The organism is Bradyrhizobium sp. (genome assembly GCF_049586575.1).
In the GTDB taxonomy this organism is placed as follows: Bacteria; Pseudomonadota; Alphaproteobacteria; order Rhizobiales; family Xanthobacteraceae; genus Bradyrhizobium.
The window spans coordinates 1-2785 of the sequence record NZ_JBAVCF010000708.1 but is presented as its reverse complement, the minus strand read 5'-3'; the positions used below and the strand labels follow the sequence as shown (position 1 = coordinate 2785).

Annotated in this window: 2 protein-coding genes; both read right to left on the bottom strand. The window is 61.0% G+C overall.

Annotation, left to right across the window (positions count from 1 at the left end; genetic code table 11):
- Nucleotides 1-162: 162 nt before the first annotated feature.
- Nucleotides 163-1395, bottom strand: a complete 1233-nt coding sequence (locus tag WB528_RS25825; protein ID WP_423892047.1) for a DUF1501 domain-containing protein — start codon at nt 1393-1395, stop codon at nt 163-165.
- A gap of 3 nt (nt 1396-1398) precedes the next feature.
- Nucleotides 1399-2785 (bottom strand): DUF1800 domain-containing protein (locus WB528_RS25820; RefSeq protein WP_423892046.1); only part of this gene is annotated, 1387 nt, incomplete at its 5' end.

Sequence of the window (2785 nt, the reverse complement as noted above, 5' to 3'; positions counted from 1 at the left end):
GTCAGACGGCGAATATTTGTTGCAATGCAAACAGTCTCAGCGGGAGGCTTCGCCCAACCGGTTCACCTCTAGTTGGCCTGCATCAGGCGAGCGTCGTGATCGGCCGTGCTGAGCTTTCGACTAAATGATGGGCGCCGCGGCACGTCGCCGTGGCTGCTTGCTTTATGCGATCAGGCCCGCCAGCGGCTTCACGTCAGCACTGCCTGGAAAAACGTTTTCGGCGAGCGCTATTTCTTCGGCACGTAGGTGATCATGCAACAGGCCCTTGAGCACCGCCCGCAGGTCCGTCGTAGCTTTGAGGTCGCGGTTCTCGTAGAGATTAGCCGGCTTCAGGCCTGGCCAGTCCGCGATAACGCGACCACCCTTCAGCGCTCCGCCAACAATAAGCGCGACCGTCCCTGTGCCATGGTCTGTGCCCTCAGTGCCGTTAATGTGGGCGGTGCGGCCGAATTCAGTCACCAAAGCCACGGCGGTCTCGTGCCAGACCGGAGCCATATTGCTTTTGATCGCGGCGAGCGCATCGTCGAGCGCAGCTAGCAATTGCGACAGGCGGCCACTTGTGATGCCCTCGTTGAAATGCGTATCCCAGCCATCTAAGGCCAAAGCACCGACCCGGGGTCCGTCCGGCTGCGCCAAAAACCTGGCGGCCGTGCCGGCGACTTCGGCAAAATAGGCGCGTACCTGGGCTGGACTGGGGCCCCCGGATTTCCGCTGCATCATGCCGTCAGCCTTTTCGATGGAAGTGAGCTTCGCACCATCCGTCAGTGTATCGGCAAGCTTCGGATCGGTTTGACGATAAAGCGCAAGCAGACGTTGGATAGTGTCCGCGCTGACCGGCAAGCCCTGCTGGGGAGACCACGACAGGATCGGGGCGGGGCCGCGGGCGATCAGTGGCGTTACCGGACCAACGGCAAACATTTGGCTCCCTTTGGCATTGACCCGTTCGCCCCGCACAAGGTCACCGAGTACGCGGTTAAGCCAGCCGGAATCGCTGGCATTGGGCTTGGTCATCCCGCTTTCCAAAACGTCCTGGCCATCGAAATGCGAGCGTTCGCGATAGGGCGTGGCGCAAGCGTGGACGACGATCGCCTCCCGGTTCTGGAACATGCGATGCAAATTCGGCATCGCCGGATTGAGAGCAATATAGTCGTCAAGCTTCAAGGCCGGTGCCTTGCCGGTCAGACTCAGGGCGTCGTCGCCGCGCAAGCTGGTCCAATCGGGGTCGCCGACCGGAGCAATTGCAGCGAGCCCATCAAGCGCGCCGCGAAGCACGACAGTGAGAAAGCGCGGATCTCGCCCTTCGGCATGCGCGAATTTCGGGATATAGGCCCACGCGAATAACGTGCCCGAGCCTAGTAGCAGATCGCGCCGTGAAGGGGCATGGAGGACTGTCATAATTCAGCTCCGCAGAAACTCGGGTGACATGATGAGAAGCGTCAAAGCCTGAGCGCGACTCTCGGCATGCGCAACCGTATTGCGAGTCTTTGCCGATGCGAGGGGGCCCAGTGCGCTATCAAGCAGAGCAAGCGGATCAATGCCCGCAGCTAAACGGTTGGCAAATTGGTTGGCGAGATTCAACCGATGAGGCACGCCGTCGATCCAGGCCGCCTCCCGGTCCGAATAGCCGTTCGGAGCCGGAGGTCGCCACAAGGCCGCCCCAAGCTGAGCCTGCGCGCCCAAAAGCATGCCAATGGGAATCTGGGCACCGCCGTCGGTAATTCGCAGCGTAGCCACGATCCATTGTGCCGGAGTTTTCAGCTTCGTCCGCTGCGGGGTCCAAGACTCGTCAGCCGTCACCAGCGTCTTAGCGATCGCTTTGAGGTCGCCATTGCTGTCATTAAACGTTTTTTCGACTTTAGCCACGAGCGAGGGCGGCGGCTCGTCCGCGATGAAATGAGCGGCAAGCTTCTGTGCAATGTGGCGAGAAGTTGCCGGATGTCGCGCCAAATCGGCCAATACGGCGCGGCCCTGGCCAATGCCAGTGTCTGCATACGTCTTGCCGAGAACCACTTGATCGACTGGCTCATGCAGCAAGTGGTTGAAGACAAATTCGCCGCCGTGAATTGGTTCCGAAGGCGGCAACCACGTCCAGCCCGTCAATACCTTGGCGAAATTGACGACGTCGGTCTGGGTGTAGCCGCCGCGAACACCGACCGTGTGCAGTTCCAGAGTCTCACGAGCGAGGTTCTCGTTCAGCCCCTTGTTGCGGTCGATTCCAATGATCGAATTCGGACCCATAGACTGGACGTTGTCGAGGTAGAACAACATGGCCGGATGGCTCTCGACCGCCTGCAACATGTCGACGAACCGGCGAAGGACGTGTGGGCGGATCGCCTCGCGCTCATAAGGGCCGGCCATGGCAATGATTTTGTCAGCCGAGATACAGAAGTGGTTGGACCAGAACCAGACCAGCCGCTCCGCAAAGCCAATGTCGGCGCCAGTGGCAGCGTCGAAACGCGCCTTAGCTTCGTTCTGCAGGAGGCGAGCGGGAAGCGGCTGTGGGTGCGGCGTTGAGCCAGCCTGCAACAACGTCAAATTGGCAAATTGCGTTAGGGCCTCTGCGCCGCCTTCAGGCTCGACCGTCTTCTGTAGGCGCGATGCAAGTTTTTGCTGTGCCCGCCGCTCGGCCTGGAACTCGAATACTGCGCGCGCCGAGGCCGCACTGGTGGGCAGATTCGCGTCAATCCTTCCCGCGCCGCTCCGGTCCAGATCGGCAAGCAGGGCGCCAACCGGGTCAGCGGCGATCGCGGCGATCTTGTCGCCGGCCGGGCCGAATCCAAATCGA

What these genes read in the sequence shown, in the direction of transcription:
- WB528_RS25825 (WP_423892047.1), bottom strand. Translation starts at nt 1,395, where the DNA reads ATGACAGTCCTCCATGCCCCTTCACGGCGCGATCTGCTACTAGGCTCG.